Raw genomic sequence first — 18,891 nt, 5'->3', positions numbered from 1 at the left:
CAAAGATACGAACCTGGGCGGCCCTCCTCATGAAAGGCCGCCCAGGAAGGCAGTAGTCACCGCACTGGCGAATATCGAGTTGAGCAGGTATGCGCGGCGATGTGAGCTCGGTACGCGCCGCGCCTTCCCATCACTCAGATTCCGGGCACGAACTTGCGCCCACTGGTCCGGGACCCTGCTCAACCGACCTGAGAGAACCACGGTCTGTGCGTGTCGGCCTCAATGGCCTCGACGGTGACGTCCAAGGGGCTGTCGGCCGCCAGGTTCTGCAGGAAGTCGGCGACCTCGCTGGGAGTCCCGTCAGTGACCAGCCGCACCAACGGTGTCTCACCCGGGGCTGCGGAGAACATCATCCCGACGACTTTCGGATCGGGATTCGCCACCGCCTTGGCGAACAGGCCGGTCGTGGCCTGATCCATGGAGCCCACGGTTGAGAAGGAGAAGAACCCGCGCTTCTGGAATCCCGAGCCCTCGGCACGCACACGGACCTCCTGCACCAGATCGCTGCGCTGGTGGTCACCCATGGCGTCGAGAGCAGTTGTGACGTCCGCACCGAAGAGACCCAGTTCGCCGGCCTGGCTGTGCACCGTCACCCGGTATCCCGAGGCTTTGTCCGAATTCTCACGCAGCGAGCTCGGCTCGAGAAGGTAGGCCTGCAAGGGTTCGACGGCCTGCAGGATCCCGGTGCCGGGGTCCAGCAGTCCGGATTCCGCCTGGTATTCGCGGTGCTCGCCGAAGACAAGACGGTTTCGGGAGACCTTGATCTCGGAAGCATCAGCCAAGTCATTGACCCGGGTGATCGCATCCCCCAGCTTCTGGGCCGACAAACCGCTGTCGAAAGTGCAGGTCACATCCAGGTATTTGTCTCCCAAGCCCTCCTCACGGCGCTCCAGCACCCGGACGTCGGTGATGCCATCGATCTTCTCGATCTTCTTGGCCAGATCCTTGTCAGCCCCACCCAACAGGGTGCATCCAACAGCCAGAGCCGCGACAACCGGAACCGTGACCAAGGCTGCAGCCCGCTTGAACATGCCCATCGACCGTCTCCTCCTAGTACTGGTTGGCGAAGTCCGCCCACCCCTCGGTGGCATTACCGTACTGGTCGCGGAGTCTGTGGTCATGGCCCATGCCTTGAACCATGTTGTCTGTACCGTGACCATTGAGAGGCAGCCCACCGATTCCCGGCTGAGTGGTGCCTTGGACGGTGATGTGGGTACCTGCCGCATCGTGCAACATGTTGGCCATCGGCCCACCGATTCCCTGCTGTCCGTAGGTCAGCGGATCATCAGTGGTCTGGTAGGCACGAATCTGGTTCATGGAGTCGGCACGTACCTGATCGGCGGTCGTCCCGTTCATGGTGGCGATCGCCTCGTAGGTCGGATCCGACACACCGGCAGCGTTGAAGGTGACGGCCGTGGAACCGGTTCCCATCGCGGCAACCGAAGCCAAGCGTCCGCCCAGCGAGTGACCAGTGTAGATCGTGTTGTCCCCCAGGCCTGCCTGATTGACCGCGGTAGCCAAAGCCATCGCGTCGGCGCTTTGCTGGGACATCGACACCGCCCCGATTCCGTCCTCGATCCAGTCCTCATCCACAGTGGAGTTCAGCTGCTGGCCATCGGTGCTGCCACCCATGACGACGGAATACCGCGGCGGTTCCACCGGCTTCCCATCGGCGCCTACGACTTGCACCATGCCCGCAGTGAAACCGTCGTCCTTGTTCAGCAGCGAGGGATCGATACCCAGCTTGGCAATCTCCTCATCGGTCAGCGCCTGGTAGTACTGCGGGGGCTCGGTGCCTGGGATCGGAGTGCGGGTTCGCTTGCTGGGATCGGGATCGATATCCTCTGGGCCCCACGGGAACTCCTGATTCACCTGAGCAAGCGCGATGTCGGCTGGCTGGGCGGCAGCTCCGCCCATCGTGTCGGCATAGGAGCCCGGCCCCGCCGACATCGTCTCTCCAGGGTCTCCCTTGCCCGCGAGGAGCGAAGCTGCACGGTGCATGGCCTGCCCCAGGCCTCGGACATGGGCCATGTTCTTGGAGCACGCGGTGGTCATCGCCTTCATGATGTTGGCGAAATGATCGAGATAGTCGGCGACCAACACGTTCGCCCAAGCAACCACACTGGCGACTGCGGCGTCTAGGGCGCCTTGGGCCGCGCCTTTGGCTCCACCTGACAAAGCACCTTTCACCCCACTGAAGAATCCGCCCGATGACCAGCCTTCGCTCCACCCCTCGGCCATTCCCCGGAGCCCACCACTGATACCACCACCGGCAGCCGCGAGCAGGGTATCGGGGATAGCGGTCACGAAGGCCACGACGACGGCGTCGATCAGCTCGTGGACCCCGGACCGCACGAGTTCGCGCACCTTGCCGACATAGGATCCCGTCGCCAGCTCGAATTCTGCGATGACCGGGGGGATTTCGGAACAGTTCTGACAGGCAGCCTCAAAGGCCGACACTGTCGAGGTGAATTCTGAGGAGGCTTCGCCGGTCCACTGTTCCTTGGCGGTGTTCGCACCGGAACGCACATTGTCGAACGGGTCCATGATGTAGGAACCAGCACCTTTGAGGCCCTCAGCATGGCTCTTGATCGATGCTCCATCACCCTTCAAGGCGTCCATGATCGACTGGAACTGAGGCATCTTTTCCACGAGGTAGTGGATTGCAAATTGGATCACGTTGAGGGGAATGGCGTCAGAGAGATTGACCGCCAGGCCCAGCATATCGAGCAGCGATATATCAGCACTGGCGACCGTTGAATGGGCAGCGGTGCCTTCAGAAAGAATCGCACGGGCTTGTTCGATGTCTGCACGAGTCATTGTTTTGTCCTGTCAGTCGAAAAGATCGTTGATACTGGAGGTAATCTTGTTGCTCTCCTCCGCATTGGTCGCCTCGGTCTCGGTATACCCGTCCGCCGATTTCGTTAGTCGTTCGCTAATGGAATCGGACAGCACACCGCAGGAGCGCAGGAATTCCTTGAAGGCATCCGTGGTGAATGGCTCGGCGAGCCCGACGGATCCCGAGACGATCTGCCCATAGTCATCTGGGTTGGCGGGCTGAGGGCGCCCAGACGAGGAGACGAAGGCCTCTGCACCAGCGGTCACCTTGCTGGCCCCATCTCTGAGATTGCTCGGATTGACGGTGAAATCGTTCATGTTCAGCGCTCCTGTTCATCCATCGAGGCCCACACGGCCTCGATCCGGGAAGTAAGTTCGGTCATCGCGGCTGCGTGTGCACTGGCGAAGCTGCGGCCCAACTCGTCGGGGTCCATCCGAAGCCCAGCCTTTGAGAAACGAACCGAACTGAGCCGCCCAGTGCCGACCACCTCTAGGGACACGGCTTCCGAAGCTCCTTCGCCAATCTGTTCCGCACACAGAGCCGACAGCCGCGCAGCCTGCTCAGCACGCCGCTGGATCCGAGCCCGGGTGGTCGCCTCGAAGTCGGGCCGACTAGCAGCAGGGTTGACGTAGGCATCCAGCGCACCGGTGCCGACCTCTGGCATCTCCTCGACCAGGGATGAAATGCGGGAATCGAGCCGGGGACGGGGCGCCAGGATAGATGGTGCCGAGGCTAGGGCGACCGGTTGCCCATAGCCGTGATCATCCACATCATCGACGAGGATCCGGACTGACCCGATACGCCCAGAGTTGGTACCCCCAGTGGTGACCGTCGTGGCCAGCGCCTCGCAAGCGGTCAGGACTTCGGTCGATAGACCGGGTGCGGTCACCTCATTGAGACCTGCGGCGAAGGCGATGGAGCGCAGTTCTCCGGTGGCCCCGCCTCTGATCAGGACGTGATCGGTGAGAGCCGTGATGCTGGTCCTGTTGACGTAGGCCATCATCTCGGCGGCCTCGGCCCTCAGCTGTGCCGCACGTGCACGCATGTCCTTGATCAGTTGTGTTGTCTGGTTCATCTTGCCTTCCCGATCACGTCCACAACGTGATCTGCCGGGCCCAAATGTACCGAGCCCAGAGAGTTGCGCAATGAATTTGATCAAGGAACAAGACGCAGTTGAGGTGGGAGCATCAAGGGCTTGAGCCCGGATACTCAGTTCCGGGGTGGGTGCCAGCAACCGCGGGGCCGGTACGAGAACAGCGGCTTCGCTCAGCGCTTGGGCCGCCAGCCTCGCAGCCTCAATGAATTGGTCACCACGAAGACCGATGAGAAGGCCATCGCAGCCCCAGCGAACATCGGGTTGAGCAGGCCAAGAGCTGCGATGGGGATGGTCGCGACATTGTAGGCAAAAGCCCAGAACAGGTTGCCGCGGATGGTGTTGAGGGTGCGCCGGGACAGTTGGATCGCGTCGGCAACGAGCATCAGGTCATGGCGCATCAAGGTCAAGTCGGAGGCTGCGATGGCGGCGTCGGTACCCGATCCCACGGCGATACCGAGATCGGCCTGGGTGAGCGCCGCAGCATCGTTTACTCCGTCGCCCACCATGGCGACGTGATGTGCCCCCGAGGCCTGGAGGGTGGTGACGACGTCGTATTTGTCGCCGGGCAGCACCTCGGCACGGACCTCGTCGATGCCGACCGCGCTGGCGACGTGCTCGGCCGCTGCCCGGTTGTCCCCGGTCACCATGACGGTGCGCAGCCCCAGGGCATGGAACCGGGAGACCGCCTCGACGGCAGTGGTCTCGACGGTGTCGGAGACCGTGACCAACCCGATCACCCGGTCATCGTGCACGACATGCACCACGGATGCCCCCTGCTCGGCAGCGATGCGGGCGGCATCGGCCAGCGTATCGGGAATCCCCAGCCCCAGTTCGGCGACGAGACGCGCATTGCCGACGGCAGCCATGTGCCCGTCGACAGTGGCGCGCACCCCTTTGCCAGGAAGGTTCTCGAAGTTACTCACCGGTTGAGGTTGTGTGGTGGAGGCCTCAACGTTACTCACCGGTTGAGGTTGTGTGGTGGAGGCCTCAACAATGGCCCGTGCGATGGGGTGCTCGGAGCCGGATTCGAGACGGGCTGCGAGCGTCAGCACCTCGTCAGAATCGATATTCTCGTCGGCGAGCACCTGGTCGATTCCCATGCGTCCGGTGGTGATCGTGCCAGTCTTATCCATGGCAATGACATCAATGCGATGAGCCTGCTCAAGGGCCTCTGGGCCTCTGATAAGGATGCCCAACTGGGAGCCGCGCAGGGAACCGGCGAGCAGCGCGGTGGGGGTGGCGAGCCCCAATGCGCAGGGGCAGGAAATGATCAGCACCGAGACGGCCGCAGTGATGGCGAAGGAAAAACCGGAACCGCTCAGTAGCCAGGCAACGTAGGTGATGAGCGCCAAGGTAATGACAGCCGGGACGAAAATACCCGAGACCTTGTCAGCCAAGGCCTGGGTGGTAGATTTCCCGGTCTGGGCAAGCTCGACTAACCGGGAGATCTGGGCTAGCTGGGTATCGGCGCCAACGGCTGTGGCCCGTACGACCAGCCGTCCCGTCGTGTTCACCGAGGCCCCCACGACGTTATTGCCAACGGTGACCTCGACCGGCAGGGATTCGCCGGTGATCACCGAATTGTCGACCGCCGAAGTGCCTTCGACAATGATCCCATCGGTGGCGACCTTCTCACCCGGACGCACCACAAACTCGTCACCGATGCCAAGTTTTTCAATGGGGATGGTGGTCTCCTGACCACCGCGCACGATAGTCACCGATTTAGCGGCCACCTCGGCCAGGGCCCGCAATGCGGAGGATGCGTCCTGCCGGGATCGGGCCTCAATCCAGCGACCGGCGAGGATAAAAGTAATGATTCCGACGGCCGCCTCGAAATAGACCGAGGAGAGCTCGGTGTCGCGTTCCAGGCGCAGCGACCATTCATGGGTCATGCCGATCATCCCCGCATGCCCGAAGAGAAGGGAGAAAAGCGACCACAAATAGGCCGATGAAGTGCCCAGGGTGATCAGGGTGTCCATGGTGAAGGCGCCATGGCGCAGGTTGACCAGGGTGGAGCGGTGGAAGGGCAGGGCAGCCCATCCCACGACTGGGGTGGCCAGTACCAAAGAGACCCACTGCCATCCAGAGAATTGCAGCGCGGGTACCATAGCCATCGCGATGACTGGAACGGCCAGGGTCGCCGAGACCATCAGGCGCTGGGCGAGTTCGGCGGCCCGGTCACGGGGCGGGGCCTCGGGGGTGGGCAGGCTCGCCCCGTAGCCTGCGGCCTCGACAGCGGCGATGAGTGCTGCTGCGCCAGTGTCGGTGGGGGCGACGACGTGGGCTTTTTCGGTAGCGTAGTTGACCGAGGCCTGCACCCCGGTCAACTTGTTGAGCTTCTTCTCGATCCGAGCCGCGCACGATGCACAGGTCATTCCCTGGACGTCGAGTTCGACAACGTGGTGACCATCAGTTTTCGCCGGGGTAACGGCTACCGTCCCCGATACATCGGCAACGATAGCCGACAGCGAACGCACCCCGGTGTCGGATGATGGTGCTCCCGAGGATGCGTCCGTGACGGACGGATCCCGGGGAGTCCGGACCATCAGGCGAGGGCGACGGTGTAGTCGCCCGCCTCGGACACGGCTTCAGTGATCTTCTCGAAGTCGATCGGGACCTCGGAGGTGACCTCCATAGGGCCGGCTTGGTCGACCTTCACCGCGGTCACGCCCTCCAGAGCCGAGACTTCCTCGGTGACGTGGTTGACGCAGTGCCCACAGGTCATCCCGGTGACGACATAGTTGGTGATCATATTGATTCCTCTCCTGTCAGGATCTGACGAGGCGGGCGATTGCCTTAGATGCCTCGTCGAGTTTCCTTGCTGCTGCTTCGTCGGAGGTGCGGGCAGCGTCGACCACGCAACTGCCCAGGTGCTCGTCGAGCAGCATGAGCGCCACGGACTGCAGGGCGCTGGTGACCGCCGATACCTGGGTGAGGATGTCAATGCAGTATTTCTCCTCGGAGATCATGCGCTCCAAACCCCGGACCTGCCCCTCAATACGCCGCAAGCGAGCGAGATAGGCATCCTTGGTGTCGACATAGCCGTGGTGATGACCGGGCATGTCACAGCATCCGGATCCGGCGTCTTCCTCCGACTCATTGAGCATACCCAAAAACCTATACCCCCTATAGGTATAAGTCAAGGGGTGAGTTGCCCTGCTCTCACTCTCAACGAGCACCAAACCAGCGAACCAACTACCCGACACATCACTGTTGCATCACATCCCGGGATCAATTCACCGATGAATCCAAAAATGTCAGTGCCGGTCACTAGGGTCAACACATAAGGTTCGGGAGAACGGGGTTATCCGATGCTGACAAGGAAGTTGGCGAAGGTCTGGGCGAAGTCGGGGTACGACCCGGAGCGGCCACGCTGGCTACCCCTGTGGCTCCACCTGCTGGATGCCGCCGCAGTCGCGCAGCACCTGGCTCGGGTCTGGGTGGCACCGACCATCGGGAACCTCATTGAGGAGCAATTGAAGGATTCACCATCTGGGCTGGAACCCGCGGATGAATTCGTGATCCTGGCCTCGTGGCTGGCAGCCGTGCACGACATTGGAAAATGCACACCCGCATTCTCTATGCAGGTCAAAGACCTTGATGACGAGATGCGGGAGGCTGGCTTACGTCACGAGTCCATCGACCCCCTGGAACGACGGAAGGCACCACATGGGCTGGCGGGTCACAAGATCCTGAGCTCGTGGCTTCGAGAGATCCACGGCTGGGATTTCGAACCAGCCGAGGCCTTGGCATCAATCGTTGGCGGGCACCATGGCATCCCTCCCACTTCCCAAGATCTCTGCCAACGTCTTGCAGGCCGGGAGCATCTCTTCGGGGACGAGGCCTGGCGCACTGCCCAGCACGAGTTGCTGGATCTCGTGACGGCACGCACCGATGCTGCTCCCCTCCTGGGCATCTGGGCCAACAGGAGTTGGCCGCAGCACTTCCTAGTCGAGTTGTCTGGTCTGGTCATCGTGGCGGACTGGGTATCCTCCTGCGACGACTACTTCCCACTCCTTGCCCGCGACGATGACGGCGCGAAATTCTTCGGCTCAAAGGCGCACGAACAACGCGCACAACAGGGCATCGCCCGCTTGGAGATCCCTTCGCCGTGGAGACCACGCGACGATGGGGCCACCCCCGATCATCTACTGATGTCACGTTTCATTCTCCCCATGGGGGCCACAGCCACGGCCGTGCAGCAAAAAACCGTCGAGGCAGCCCGCTCCATGGAGTTGCCCGGGATGCTCATCATCGAGGAGTCCACTGGAGGAGGAAAAACCGAAGCTGCGCTTATAGCAGCAGAGATCTTGGCCGCACGGATGGGCCGCTCCGGTCTTTTGTTCGCCCTGCCAACCCAGGCGACAACCGATGCCATGTTCACGCGGGAGCTCGATTGGCTGGAACGGATCGAACACGCGTATGCCGGGGCAGGATCACCCTCGGCGTTTGCGGTCTCCCTCCAACACGGACGCGCGCGCTTGAACCAAAAAGCTTGGCAGCTTCGCCGACGGGGGCACGAGATCCATGATCGACTGCTCGGAGGCCTGGGTGGGGATGATCCGGATGAGGCTGGCCTGCGCCCTCACGATATTGGTCGCGACGAGGATGTGGTGCTCCCAAGCGACGAGCCCGCCGCGGATCAGGAACATCGAGCCGATCTCGCTATTTTGTCCTGGTTCGGCGGGCGGAAAAAGTCGATGCTGTCCGATTTCGTCGTCACCACCATCGACCATCTACTGTTCGCCGCCATGCGGGCTCCCCACCTAATGCTGCGTCACCTCGGTCTGTCCCGCAAAGTGATTATCGTGGACGAAGTCCACTCTTATTCCACCTACATGAACGTCTACCTTGACCGGGCACTTACCTGGCTCGGGGCCTACGGCGTACCGGTCATCCTCTTGTCAGCAACTTTGTCTGAAACGCGGTGCGCGACGATGGTGGACGCCTACCGAAGAGGCCTTCATCTGTCCGTAGGCAGGAAGATCAGCAAAACACCCAAGCCCAAACCGATCAGCACGCCCTTTCCCTGCCTCATCACGGCTGACGCCGACACAACCAAGGTGGTGGCAACAGCAACTTCGGGACGCAACAGCCGAGTTCGCATTCAGCGCCTTGCCGAGGAAAAAGACCTATCCAATCTGCTGCGCGAAACCCTCGCCGATGGCGGGTGCGCCCTAGTGGTGCGCAACACGGTGCGACGTGCGCAGGAGACCTACGAGGAATTGCGTGCAGTATTCGGGGAGGATGTCAGCCTCAACCATGCACGATTCACCCTCGCAGACCGGCTGGCCAAAGACGCCGACCTCCTGCATCGTTTTGGGCCACCGCGAAATCACCCGGAGCGGCCTCATCGGGCAGTGGTGATCGCAACACAAGTGGTGGAACAATCCCTCGATGTCGATTTCGACCTGTTGGTCACCGATCTCGCACCCATCGACCTCCTGCTCCAGCGAATGGGACGCCTGCACAGGCACACCCGCCCACGGCCGCCACGCACAATCATGCCCATCTGCTGGATCGACGGCCTACCATTTGCCACCAATCCCGACCCCAGGATCGAGTCGGGCGCCAAAATGGTCTACGGAGCACACGACATGTTGCTCACGGCCGTTGCCCTCAACCAAGTGCTGGCCGAAGAAGGCACCATGAGCACACCCGATGATGTTCATAACCTCATCGAAAGGGTTTATGGCCCAGATCCCCAGGTTCCCGGGCCATGGCAGCAGGCAGTGGAACAAGCCCGCACGGACGCGGCACTGCAGGAAGAGAGAAAGCGAGAGGCTGCCAAAGGCTTCCTGCTCACCGAACCAGTGGTATCGGGAGAGTCCTCGCTCGTCAACTGGCTGCAGACGGTCGCCAGCGACAACGAGGAAACGGGCCGGGCACAAGTACGAGACGGAGAAGATTCACTGGAGGTGATTCTCCTCGACGAGCGCAGGTCCGGCGGGCAACGGGATTTGTACACGCTGCCAAGCGGTTCCGAGCTCCCGGCGATGATCATCCCTACCGATCGTCCACCGCAACGGCGCATCATCCGGGCCATGCTGATGTCTGCCGTGCGCCTGCCGCCCAGGTTCACCAATCCGCGAACGATCGACGGGGTCATCACCCAACTCGAGAAATATGTCATACCTGCTTGGCAGGATGATCGTGACTTGCGAGGTCAGTTGTTTCTTCCACTCATCAACGGACACGCGGAACTCAACGGCATCACGTTGGAGTACAGCCCACTCACCGGACTGAAGGAGATCGACCAGAAATGATACCCATCTTCAACCTGCTAGACGAGCCGTGGATCAGGGTGAATCGCCTTGACGGCTCCACCGACGAACTCTCTCTTCTGCGACTGTTCCGGGAAGCCCGAGAGATCTCTCGGATTAGCGGCGACATCGCCTCGCAGGATATCGCCATCCTCCGACTACTGCTGGCTATCTGTCATCGAACCATGCAGGGCCCGGAAGATCTGAGTACATGGAAAAATTACTGGAACGATCCGGAACGTCTCGGGGTCGATGCAGCAACTTATTTGGAGCGCCACCGCGACCGTTTCGATCTGCGACACCCGGAACACCCTTTCTTTCAAGTAGCTGGAATACACGCAGGATCGGGAAAAATTTCTGACCTGACATCCTTGATCATCGACATCCCCAACGGAGCCCCGTTCTTCACCACGCGACTTGCCGAAGGAATTGAAAAAATTTCCTGGTCAGAAGCAGCTCGGTGGTTGGTTCATGCACACGCTTTCGATCCTTCAGGTATCCGTACCGGCGCGGTCGGCGATCCACAAGCCAAAGGCGGCAAAGGATATCCAATCGGCCCAGGTTGGGCGGGACAAATCGGCGTCATCGTGGTCGAGGGGAAATCACTCGCCGAGACTCTACTCCTCAATACGGTGGTCACCAGCACGGTCGTTGATCTGAGTGAGGTCGATCCAGAAACCGATCTGCCCCCTTGGGAGCGAGCACCCGATGGCCCCGGCGGGGCTACCGATGTGGCTCCACAGGGTCCGGTCACCTGCTACACGTGGCAGACCCGCAGGATCTTGCTCCATGGAGACGATGATGTCAACGGACTGTTCTTGGGCAATGGGGACAAGGCAACCCCACAGAATCGCCATTTTGTGGAACCAATGACAGCTTGGCGCTATTCAGAGCCTCAAACCAAGAAATTCAAGGCAACGGTCTTCATGCCACGCAAGCTGCCCACCGATCAGGCCTTCTGGCGCGGCCTGTCAACGCTCGTGGCACAACTGAGCCCAACAGTTCCGGTCAAAGGAGCAGGCGATATCACCCGTTACCGCGCCCCGGGTGTCGTAGTGTTCTACCAAGAACTTATGCGACGAGGGATCGTTCCACAATCCGGTTTAATTCCTCTGCATGCCGTCGGCATCAACTACGGCGCGCAGGAGGCAACGGTTGACGAACTCGTTGATGATGTTCTCGCCCTGCCCGCGGGACTGCTCGCCCCCGATGCGTCATCCTTGGTCGCCATCGTCCACGATGCCATGGAACAAACCGAAAACGTTGCGTCTGCTCTGGGCAAGCTGGCTGGGAATCTAGACCGCGCTTGTGGTGGGAGTACGGACACAGCCAAGGCGGCGCGCGACCAGGCCAACACTGCTTTCTATCACACCATTGACGAAGAGTTCCCCCGCTGGCTTGCCTCACTCGACGACACGGAACCACATCAGGCACGTGACAGCTGGCGCACCCGATTGCGAAGCGAGGCATACACACAGCAGGCAGCGCTTGCTGAGGCCGTCCCCGCCACAGCCTTCGCCGGACGCCAGAACATCGACGTCGGTAAGGCTCTCGTCTGGTTCCGTACCGCACTAAACAAGGCCGTTCCACAACCCGAACCGACGCACAACGAGGAGTAAGCCACACAAATGACCACCAAGCAATACACCATTTCACCGGATGGGAGCAGTACAGCCCCGCATCCAAAGGCATCACAAAAACCCGTCCTCCATGATGCTGGACTGCTGGTGCACAAACGCATCAGCGGGCTGCAGAACCGGGTAATTGGAGGCGATCCCCGGGCACGTGGAGCCCTCGCAAACCTACGGCGCGCAGCTTCGAAAGAGCCTGGCGAGATCGCTGAGATCTGGGAACTCACCCAGGTGGATGTTCCCGACCACGCAGGCGACGCCCCCACGCGAGAGGAGATCGCCGTGCACACCGCGATAACCCTTTATGCGCTACATCAGCAGTCGCGGTCGCAACCCATGTACTGCCAAGGCATAGGGCTGGGCCGTGCCGCACGGCGGTTGGTTGGCCCTGACGACGGGAATTCCTCATTACGTGCCCGCTTCAACGCACTCGTGACATCGTCAACGGTGACCGAGTTGCGCCATCACCTGCGCACTTTTATTCCTCTCCTGCGCACCAACGAGATACCCATGGACCACGCGATGCTCGCCGACGACATCGTGCAGTTTCAACGACCAGGACAGGCGAAGACTGTGTTGCTTAGATGGGCACGCCAGTACTACTCAGTCCCACAGGAACCCGAGTCAACTTCCTCACCTGAATCCGCTTGAACCGAGAACTCTCCTCCAACCACGATAAACCAAAGGATTGACCATGAACACCTACGTCGATATCCACATCATCCAGAGCGTGCCGCCATCCTGCGTGAACCGTGACGATTCCGGCTCACCCAAATCGGCTGTCTACGGTGGCGTGCGCCGTCTACGCGTTTCGAGCCAGTCATGGAAGCGTGCAACGCGCCTCCACTTCGCTGATCACCTGACCACAGAACATCTCGGAATCCGAACCAAGCGTGTTGTCGAGGTCCTCGCCAATGAGATCAGGCTCCAGGCACCAGAGCTCACCGAAACGGCTGATACTCTCGCAGAAGGGGTATTCAAAGCAGCAAAAATAAAACTTTCCGCTGCACAAGGCAGAAAGGATGCCCCGCAAGAATCTGGTTATCTTCTCTTCCTTTCTCAAAGCCAGGTAAGTCGCCTTGCCAGCTTGGTGATAGCGAGCACCCGAAGCGGTGATTCCCTGGATGCGAAAAAGGTCAAGGAGATCTTCAAGGAGGATCATGCTGTCGATGTCTCATTGTTTGGCAGGATGGTCGCCGATGACGCGGATCTCAACGTTGATGCTGCATGCCAAGTGGCTCACGCCATCTCCACGCATGCCGCGGAAAATGAGTACGACTTTTTCACCGCCGTCGACGACGCGAAGGCTTCCTCGGATGAGGAGGATGCCGGAGCAGGGATGATGGGAACCGTCGAGTTTTCCTCTGCAACATTGTACCGATACGCGACGGTCAATGTGGTTATGCTGCGGAAGAATCTTGGCACCACTCGGGCAACTTTGCAGGCACTTGAGGCCTTCATTGATGGCTTCTGCCTATCCATGCCAACCGGCAAGCAGAATACCTTTGCTAATCGTACTCTCCCGGACACCATCCTGGTCACAATTCGTCAAGGTCAGCCCATCTCCTTGGTCGATGCCTTCGAGAAACCGATCGCGGCGGATGCGACCCTCGGTTATCTGAATCGCTCGGTCCAGGCTTTGGCTAAGCAAGCCGTCATCCTGGAGGAAAGCTACGGGTTGAAGTCGTTGCGCAAGCTCGTGGTGAGCATGCAGAACCCCGAGATCGCCGACTCCTTGGGGGAACGCATCTCCTTCACCGATCTGGCCAGTCGGGTACGTGAGACCGTCGAGCCACTCCTTCCCGAGCAGGAGCAGGACTGATGTCTGTACTTCTCCTGCGACTCGCAGGCCCAATGCAGGCCTGGGGGGTGAAATCACGGTTCACCGTCCGGGGAACAGAGCTGGCGCCATCCAAGAGCGGTATCCTCGGAATGCTCGCAGCTGCTATCGGCCGCCGCCGCACCGATCCGATCGAAGATCTGCTGCAATTGGGGTTCGGTGTGCGCAAGGATCAGCCGGGTAACGTTATCCGCGATTTCCATACTGCACGCAGCCTTGATGGAAAAGTATCCATGCCATTATCCGAGCGATACTACTTGGCTGACGCTGTCTTCCTGGCCGGCGTCGAGGGAGACACATCGTTGTTGGAAGGAATCCATGAGGCACTCGGGAATCCCGCCTTTCCACTGTACCTAGGCAGACGCTCTTGTCCTCCGACGCACCCTGTGTCGTTGGGTCTGCGAACGGCTTCCCTGCTTGATGCGCTGAGAGCAGAGCCGTGGTTAGCCTCGGCCTGGTTCCGACGCAAGCACCATGAAGTCTTCGATGCGGAACTTCTCATCGACCAGAATGCGGTCCCGGTTGCCGAGCACACCGGGGACAGTTACGACGCCCGGGATCATCCGCTCTCCTACGATCCCCGTCGCCGTAATTATGGGTTCCGCAACGTCGAACGATTCATGCTGCATCTCGGGACCCCCGTCGCCGATGCCCATGATCCGATGACCGAACTGGAGGAGGCGGAATCGTGTTCCTGACCAAGATCGACATTGACACGGGCAAGCGACTGGCGAGAAAGTACCTCGGCTCTCCACAGGTCATGCACGCGGTAGTCATGAAGACGGTCTGCGGGGAGTGCAACAGTTCCTCAGCCGATCCATCGTCAACCGAGACGCAGGGCCGCGTGTTGTGGCGCATCGATGAGGGCAGCTTCGGCACCACCTTGTATATTCTTTCCCCTAGTCATCCCAATGTTGCAAATCTGGCGCGAGAGGCAGGTCTCAGCGGCAGCGAGGCCCGCACGCTCGATTACAACCCGTTCCTCAGCAAACTGGCCGCAGGACAGATTTGGGCGTTCCGGTTGACCGCCAATCCGACCCATGCGAAATCCCGCGGAAAAGGAGTTCGTGGCAAGAGGTACGGCCACGTGACAGTGGAACAGCAGACGAATTGGCTGCTCGATCGCGCTCCCAGCCAAGGGTTCATCGTCCTCGGCTCCGAGGATGTGGGAACAGATCCTGGGCATCCCGGCGAGGCATCTGCATTTGTGGTCCGCAGAGAGCGTCCAGTATTCAACCGGAGACACGCTGATGGGAACGGCAGAGACAGGGTGACGATCAACAGAACCGTTTACGAGGGATTGTTACAAATCACCGATGCACAAGCTTTTCGACGGATTCTTATCAACGGATTGGGACCCTCAAAGGCTTACGGCTGTGGCCTGATGACTCTCGCTCGACCTCACGGGTGCTGACCATGGCCAGGCTTCTGCCCGTACCGGTCACGGCTCTGCCACGAGTCACTGATCGGATGAGTTTCCTGTATCTGGAGCACTGTGTCGTCCATCGGGAGGACGGTGCGCTAACCGCGAGGGACGAGAAAGGAACGATCAGGGTTCCCGCCGCATCCTTGGTAGCAGTCCTGCTCGGCCCCGGCACTTCGGTCAGTCACCAAGCCATGAGCTTGCTCGGCGAGTGCGGGACAACTGCCGTGTGGGTCGGGGAACGCGGGGTGCGTTACTACGCGCATGGCCGCTCCCTGGCGACGTCGACCAGTCTGCTGGTCGAGCAGGCTGCACGAGTCTCTTCCCCGCAAAAGCGCTTGGCCATCGCCAGACAGATGTACTCAATGCGCTTTGCGGGTGAGAACGTCGCCGGGCTGACGATGCAGCAACTGCGAGGACGGGAGGGTGCCCGGATCAGGGCCGTCTATCGGGAGAACTCAAAACGAACCGGTGTCGCATGGCAGCGCAGAGATTACCGCCCGGACGATTTCGACGCATCGGATCCGATCAACCAAGCGTTGTCTTCAGCGCATGCAGCCTTGTACGGGGTGATCCATGCGGTGATCGTGGCGTTGGGGTGTGCCCCCGGGCTCGGTTTTGTCCATACGGGGCACGAGCGGTCCTTCGTATACGACATCGCCGACCTTTACAAAGCAGAGACAACCATCCCCATTGCCTTCGACGTTGTGGCCGAGGAGATGCAGGACTTGACCGGGACAACTCGCCGTCGGGTTCGCGACAAGATTTTCGAGTTGAAGATTATCGAGAATGCCGTCCGGGACATCCATGCCCTGCTGGGGGCCGATGAAACCGACGACCTCACGGTAAACGTCGTGTCCCTGTGGGACTATCAGCAACGTCTAATCAGCGGGGGAACGAACCACGCTTCGCCCTTTGACGAACCCGAGGATGCTGAGCCGCCATGGTAGTCATGATTCTCTCAGCGGCACCCGCCGCTCTACGAGGTGCCTTGACCCGCTGGCTGCTTGAAGTGGACCCCGGCGTATATGTCGGCCACCTGTCTGCGCGAGTGCGGGACCAACTGTGGGAACTGGTGCGCTCCAGTATCGGAAGCGGTCGGGCACTGCTCATCTACTCAAACCGTTCAGAACAACGCTTCGCAATCGAGTCGTTCGGCCACGAGAAGATCCCCACAGACATGGATGGTTGTCTCGTCATGACAACGCCCTATGAACGCGGAGAGACAGAGACAACGCGTCTTCCGGGTTCAGTCAAAGCCCCCAAGGAGGCTTGGTCCATCGCTGCTCGTCGGCGTCGGTATCGCAACTCGGCAGAACGGAATCTAGGTCGGCATTGAATGAAAACGCTCCCCTCTTGAGATATACTCCCTAGTGAACTGTGTGCACCCCGCGTAAGCGGGGATGATAGATGTCGCGGCCAATGTGGTCTGTGCCGAACCAGTGTGCACCCCGCGTAAGCGGGGATGATCCATGGAACCGACTTTTGAGGTCAACCTAGCACGTGTGCACCCCGCGTAAGCGGGGATGATCTCAGATGACCCGGTGAACGGCCCGGGCAATGAGTGTGCACCCCGCGTAAGCGGGGATGATGTGAACCCTGCCACGCCAGCATCGGGGCAACCAGTGTGCACCCCGCGTAAGCGGGGATGATTTGTGTGGCCCACCGGAACCACCGTCGCTGGTGGTGTGCACCCCGCGTAAGCGGGGATGATGTGGCTCCGCAGGGGCCGAACCAGCGGGAACGCGTGTGCACCCCGCGTAAGCGGGGATGATCCGTTGACCATGGCATAGATCACGATGACGATGGTGTGCACCCCGCGTAAGCGGGGATGATGCCTCCGTGCTGGCTGCGGGTGCCAAATTGATCGTGTGCACCCCGCGTAAGCGGGGATGATTATCGGGGACCAACTCCTCGGCATACATCTTGGGGTGTGCACCCCGCGTAAGCGGGGATGATCTCTGGTTCTGATTCAACCCATTTAGGTTCACCGTGTGCACCCCGCGTAAGCGGGGATGATCCTTACAGTTTCTTCGTGTGCTCCAATTAAAGCATGTGCACCCCGCGTAAGCGGGGATGATCCTACGCAATGCCGATTTTGCTTCTGCTTCGGTTGGTGCACCCCGCGTAAGCGGGGATGATCCGGAGCTGATCTCGTCAGGATTAGTCGTATCAATGGTGCACCCCGCGTAAGCGGGGATGATCCGGCATGACAACCAACATGGCAACAAGAAATATAGTGCACCCCGCGTAAGCGGGGATGATCCTAACACTTGAATCGATATAATACAATCCGGCGCGTGCACCCCGCGTAAGCGGGGATGATCCGCTCATCGATTATCTGATCCACCGCGCCGATCCAGTGCACCCCGCGTAAGCGGGGATGATCCGGCGGTGCGTGACGCCCTGTGGGATTTTGTTTGTGTGCACCCCGCGTAAGCGGGGATGATCCTTCCTCCGTTTGGCGCTGTGCGGTACATGGTAGGTGCACCCCGCGTAAGCGGGGATGATCCCTTGACAAAAGGCAGATTGTGTGCGTGCAAGATGTGCACCCCGCGTAAGCGGGGATGATCCGGGAGATGTCTACGCAATCCTTGCCGCGCTCAAGTGCACCCCGCGTAAGCGGGGATGATCCGGTTTTTCCCGGCCCACGATCTCTGAGTAAAAGTGCACCCCGCGTAAGCGGGGATGATCCTCCTCCTCTTCGCGCAAAAACGGCTTCTCGACAGTGCACCCCGCGTAAGCGGGGATGATCCGGCGCGCGAACAAAAGATCAAGCAACTCGCCAGGTGCACCCCGCGTAAGCGGGGATGATCCCCGATTCCTCGATAAAATCGGGCTCGGGGCATAGTGCACCCCGCGTAAGCGGGGATGATCCCGATGGGTCACGTGAGGAGCCCGGCGTGTGGGGGTGCACCCCGCGTAAGCGGGGATGATCCCATGGCGTCCACCACGTCAGATGATATGCTATTGTGCACCCCGCGTAAGCGGGGATGATCCAACCACGTCAACCATACGCGTTACCGCAACAGCGTGCACCCCGCGTAAGCGGGGATGATCCTGCGCGTCGAATCATGTCATGATTGACGGTGACGTGCACCCCGCGTAAGCGGGGATGATCCCGCCCATTTGCTGCTGTAGTCGCATACTGTCGCGGTGCACCCCGCGTAAGCGGGGATGATCCGTCGTACACACCAAAATAGACAGAGTAATTCGAGTGCACCCCGCGTAAGCGGGGATGATCCTATTTTGGTTTCACCATTCGCGAGTGATCGAAAGTGCACCCCGCGTAAGCGGGGATGATCCCTATTGCGCGCCGGGACGCAATTAACGGATTGGGTGCACCCCGCGTAAGCGGGGATGATCCCTTGGGTGGGCTCAAATACAGGGTCCGCCGGAAGTGCACCCCGCGTAAGCGGGGATGATCCTTAATGCTCGAATTGTGGAAAGGGCGATAATGAGTGCACCCCGCGTAAGCGGGGATGATCCCTATTGCGCGCCGGGACGCAATTAACGGATTGGGTGCACCCCGCGTAAGCGGGGATGATCCGATTTTCACTTCCCCGTCGGCGAGCGACCGGAAGTGCACCCCGCGTAAGCGGGGATGATCCCAATCAGGTACTGTCCCATGGCGGCCCAGGGAAGTGCACCCCGCGTAAGCGGGGATGATCCGACAGGATGTGTGCGTGCAAGATCAATATAGCAGTGCACCCCGCGTAAGCGGGGATGATCCGCAATCTGGACGGATTTTTGGATGGGATATGTTGTGCACCCCGCGTAAGCGGGGATGATCCTTGAC

Annotated in this window: 15 protein-coding genes and 1 CRISPR repeat array; of the genes, 8 read left to right on the top strand and 7 right to left on the bottom strand. The window is 60.4% G+C overall.

What is annotated here, in order from left to right; all coding sequences use genetic code 11:
• Positions 1-179: 179 nt before the first annotated feature.
• The 7 genes from HMPREF1531_RS05575 to HMPREF1531_RS05545 all read right to left on the bottom strand — a co-directional run bounded on the left by HMPREF1531_RS05575 (position 180) and on the right by HMPREF1531_RS05545 (position 7,042).
• The gene (locus HMPREF1531_RS05575) at positions 180-1,037 is read right to left on the bottom strand and encodes a hypothetical protein (protein ID WP_016668949.1); all 858 of its coding nucleotides are present in this window, start codon (positions 1,035-1,037) and stop codon (positions 180-182) included.
• 13 nt (positions 1,038-1,050) lie between these two features.
• Positions 1,051-2,820: a hypothetical protein gene (locus HMPREF1531_RS05570; protein ID WP_016668948.1), complete on the bottom strand. Its 1,770-nt coding sequence runs from the start codon at positions 2,818-2,820 to the stop codon at positions 1,051-1,053.
• Positions 2,821-2,832: 12 nt separating this feature from the next.
• The gene (locus HMPREF1531_RS05565; RefSeq protein ID WP_016668947.1) at positions 2,833-3,156 is read right to left on the bottom strand and encodes a hypothetical protein; all 324 of its coding nucleotides are present in this window, start codon (positions 3,154-3,156) and stop codon (positions 2,833-2,835) included.
• Positions 3,157-3,158: 2 nt separating this feature from the next.
• A complete protein-coding gene (locus tag HMPREF1531_RS05560) occupies positions 3,159-3,914 on the bottom strand; it encodes a hypothetical protein (protein ID WP_016668946.1) in 756 nt (251 codons plus the stop codon).
• A 191-nt stretch (positions 3,915-4,105) separates the two neighbouring features.
• Positions 4,106-6,481 (bottom strand): heavy metal translocating P-type ATPase, encoded by a 2,376-nt coding sequence (locus HMPREF1531_RS05555; RefSeq protein WP_016668945.1) that lies wholly within the window; start codon positions 6,479-6,481, stop codon positions 4,106-4,108.
• The gene (locus HMPREF1531_RS05550; protein ID WP_016668944.1) at positions 6,481-6,687 is read right to left on the bottom strand and encodes a heavy-metal-associated domain-containing protein; all 207 of its coding nucleotides are present in this window, start codon (positions 6,685-6,687) and stop codon (positions 6,481-6,483) included. The genes HMPREF1531_RS05555 and HMPREF1531_RS05550 overlap by 1 nt, the downstream gene beginning before the upstream one ends.
• A gap of 16 nt (positions 6,688-6,703) precedes the next feature.
• Positions 6,704-7,042 (bottom strand): metal-sensitive transcriptional regulator, encoded by a 339-nt coding sequence (locus HMPREF1531_RS05545; protein ID WP_016668943.1) that lies wholly within the window; start codon positions 7,040-7,042, stop codon positions 6,704-6,706.
• A gap of 204 nt (positions 7,043-7,246) precedes the next feature.
• Between HMPREF1531_RS05545 and HMPREF1531_RS05540 the strand changes: the two genes are divergently transcribed.
• The 8 genes from HMPREF1531_RS05540 to cas2e are packed head-to-tail and all read left to right on the top strand — an operon-like array spanning position 7,247 to position 16,431.
• Complete coding sequence (locus HMPREF1531_RS05540) at positions 7,247-10,201, top strand: CRISPR-associated helicase/endonuclease Cas3 (protein ID WP_016668942.1); 2,955 nt, start codon at positions 7,247-7,249, stop codon at positions 10,199-10,201.
• A complete protein-coding gene (gene casA / locus HMPREF1531_RS05535; RefSeq protein WP_016668941.1) occupies positions 10,198-11,817 on the top strand; it encodes a type I-E CRISPR-associated protein Cse1/CasA in 1,620 nt (539 codons plus the stop codon). Before HMPREF1531_RS05540 ends, casA begins: the two co-directional genes overlap by 4 nt.
• Before the next feature lie 9 nt (positions 11,818-11,826).
• On the top strand, positions 11,827-12,480 hold the full coding sequence (gene casB / locus HMPREF1531_RS05530; RefSeq protein ID WP_016668940.1) for a type I-E CRISPR-associated protein Cse2/CasB: 654 nt from the start codon (positions 11,827-11,829) through the stop codon (positions 12,478-12,480).
• Between the two features lie 43 nt (positions 12,481-12,523).
• Complete coding sequence (gene cas7e, locus HMPREF1531_RS05525; RefSeq protein WP_016668939.1) at positions 12,524-13,651, top strand: type I-E CRISPR-associated protein Cas7/Cse4/CasC; 1,128 nt, start codon at positions 12,524-12,526, stop codon at positions 13,649-13,651.
• Positions 13,651-14,367, top strand: coding sequence for a type I-E CRISPR-associated protein Cas5/CasD (gene cas5e / locus HMPREF1531_RS05520; RefSeq protein ID WP_016668938.1), 717 nt, complete (start codon positions 13,651-13,653; stop codon positions 14,365-14,367). Before cas7e ends, cas5e begins: the two co-directional genes overlap by 1 nt.
• A complete protein-coding gene (gene cas6e / locus HMPREF1531_RS05515) occupies positions 14,358-15,083 on the top strand; it encodes a type I-E CRISPR-associated protein Cas6/Cse3/CasE (protein WP_016668937.1) in 726 nt (241 codons plus the stop codon). Before cas5e ends, cas6e begins: the two co-directional genes overlap by 10 nt.
• A 2-nt stretch (positions 15,084-15,085) precedes the next feature.
• Complete coding sequence (gene cas1e, locus HMPREF1531_RS05510) at positions 15,086-16,042, top strand: type I-E CRISPR-associated endonuclease Cas1e (RefSeq protein ID WP_036897311.1); 957 nt, start codon at positions 15,086-15,088, stop codon at positions 16,040-16,042.
• The gene (cas2e, locus tag HMPREF1531_RS05505; RefSeq protein ID WP_016668935.1) at positions 16,036-16,431 is read left to right on the top strand and encodes a type I-E CRISPR-associated endoribonuclease Cas2e; all 396 of its coding nucleotides are present in this window, start codon (positions 16,036-16,038) and stop codon (positions 16,429-16,431) included. The genes cas1e and cas2e overlap by 7 nt, the downstream gene beginning before the upstream one ends.
• A gap of 43 nt (positions 16,432-16,474) precedes the next feature.
• Positions 16,475-18,886: a CRISPR direct-repeat array (repeat unit 28 nt; unit sequence GTGCACCCCGCGTAAGCGGGGATGATCC).
• Positions 18,887-18,891: the final 5 nt, after the last annotated feature.

This window comes from Propionibacterium sp. oral taxon 192 str. F0372, from assembly GCF_000413315.1.
Lineage (GTDB): Bacteria > Actinomycetota > Actinomycetes > Propionibacteriales > Propionibacteriaceae > Brooklawnia.
Note: the sequence above shows the minus strand (reverse complement) of the source record. Positions and strands in the feature narration are given on the sequence as shown.

What these genes read in the sequence shown, in the direction of transcription:
- HMPREF1531_RS05575 (WP_016668949.1), bottom strand. Translation starts at nt 1,037, where the DNA reads ATGGGCATGTTCAAGCGGGCTGCAGCCTTGGTCACGGTTCCGGTTGTC.
- HMPREF1531_RS05570 (WP_016668948.1), bottom strand. Translation starts at nt 2,820, where the DNA reads ATGACTCGTGCAGACATCGAACAAGCCCGTGCGATTCTTTCTGAAGGC.
- HMPREF1531_RS05565 (WP_016668947.1), bottom strand. Translation starts at nt 3,156, where the DNA reads ATGAACGATTTCACCGTCAATCCGAGCAATCTCAGAGATGGGGCCAGC.
- HMPREF1531_RS05560 (WP_016668946.1), bottom strand. Translation starts at nt 3,914, where the DNA reads ATGAACCAGACAACACAACTGATCAAGGACATGCGTGCACGTGCGGCA.
- HMPREF1531_RS05555 (WP_016668945.1), bottom strand. Translation starts at nt 6,481, where the DNA reads ATGGTCCGGACTCCCCGGGATCCGTCCGTCACGGACGCATCCTCGGGA.
- HMPREF1531_RS05550 (WP_016668944.1), bottom strand. Translation starts at nt 6,687, where the DNA reads ATGATCACCAACTATGTCGTCACCGGGATGACCTGTGGGCACTGCGTC.
- HMPREF1531_RS05545 (WP_016668943.1), bottom strand. Translation starts at nt 7,042, where the DNA reads ATGCTCAATGAGTCGGAGGAAGACGCCGGATCCGGATGCTGTGACATG.
- HMPREF1531_RS05540 (WP_016668942.1), top strand. Translation starts at nt 7,247, where the DNA reads ATGCTGACAAGGAAGTTGGCGAAGGTCTGGGCGAAGTCGGGGTACGAC.
- casA (WP_016668941.1), top strand. Translation starts at nt 10,198, where the DNA reads ATGATACCCATCTTCAACCTGCTAGACGAGCCGTGGATCAGGGTGAAT.
- casB (WP_016668940.1), top strand. Translation starts at nt 11,827, where the DNA reads ATGACCACCAAGCAATACACCATTTCACCGGATGGGAGCAGTACAGCC.
- cas7e (WP_016668939.1), top strand. Translation starts at nt 12,524, where the DNA reads ATGAACACCTACGTCGATATCCACATCATCCAGAGCGTGCCGCCATCC.
- cas5e (WP_016668938.1), top strand. Translation starts at nt 13,651, where the DNA reads ATGTCTGTACTTCTCCTGCGACTCGCAGGCCCAATGCAGGCCTGGGGG.
- cas1e (WP_036897311.1), top strand. Translation starts at nt 15,086, where the DNA reads ATGGCCAGGCTTCTGCCCGTACCGGTCACGGCTCTGCCACGAGTCACT.
- cas2e (WP_016668935.1), top strand. Translation starts at nt 16,036, where the DNA reads ATGGTAGTCATGATTCTCTCAGCGGCACCCGCCGCTCTACGAGGTGCC.